Here is an 830-nt window from a genome sequence, read left to right on the forward strand (position 1 = left end):
GGCGGGCGATTTTACATTGGAGGATCTGGGCTTCATCTTCGTTCCTTCGTCACTACGACGAAGCCCAGATCCTCCTTAAATCACAACCTCAAATCTGTGCCATTGGTGCTGACGGCGGACATATTGATCTAGCGGCTACTGCTACTCATATTGACCAGTATATGAACCCTTTTGGTATCACATGCTGATCAGCGCCATCATCGAGGCGCGACGATCCACCGGCATGTCGCAGACCGCCCTTGCGACCCGGATCGACGCGCCCCTCCAGAAGATCAAGCGGCTCGAACGTGGCGTCGGGTCGGTGGAGACGCTGACGGCGGCGATGAGCGCGATCGATTTCCGACTGACGGGCGTCGCGCCGGGCAAGACCCTCGCGTCGCAACTACGTGCCTGCCGGTTGCGACGTGGCTGGACATTGGAAGAGGCGGCATCCCGCGCGAAGCTGTCACGCACCACTGTCGCCACCCTCGAACGTGGTGGCGGATCGGTTGCAAGCCTGCGGCGACTGCTGGCGGTCGTGGCGCCACAAGCGCGCCGCCGAGCGAAAGAACGGGCCTTCTGGGGAGAAGGCGACAAGGTCGACCGCGACGTCCGCTTCACGCCGCCCGAGTTCCTCGCTAAGATCCACGACGCCTTTGGCGCGATCGACCTTGACCCGTGCGGCCACGCGCTGAGCCCGGTCGAGGCAGGGCGTCGCATCCTCCTCGAGGAAGGCGGCGACGGCTTCGTCGACGACTGGTCCGGTGGGCTCGCCTTCGTCAATCCACCCTTTTCCGAGATGCTGCGCTGGCTGAAGCGCGCGCATGACCAATGGTCACGGGGAGCCGTCG

The 830-nt window shown here is 63.5% G+C and carries 2 protein-coding genes; both read left to right on the forward strand.

Going from position 1 to position 830, the window contains the following annotated elements; genetic code table 11:
- On the forward strand, window positions 1–188 hold a 188-nt coding region (locus MHZ35_RS17900), incomplete at its 5' end, for a hypothetical protein (protein ID WP_239436853.1).
- On the forward strand, window positions 182–830 hold a 649-nt coding region (locus MHZ35_RS17905), incomplete at its 3' end, for a helix-turn-helix domain-containing protein (protein WP_239436854.1). The genes MHZ35_RS17900 and MHZ35_RS17905, both read left to right, overlap by 7 nt.

It is taken from the genome of Sphingomonas sp. ACRSK, assembly GCF_022346685.1.
In the GTDB taxonomy this organism is placed as follows: domain Bacteria; phylum Pseudomonadota; class Alphaproteobacteria; order Sphingomonadales; family Sphingomonadaceae; genus Sphingomonas; species Sphingomonas molluscorum.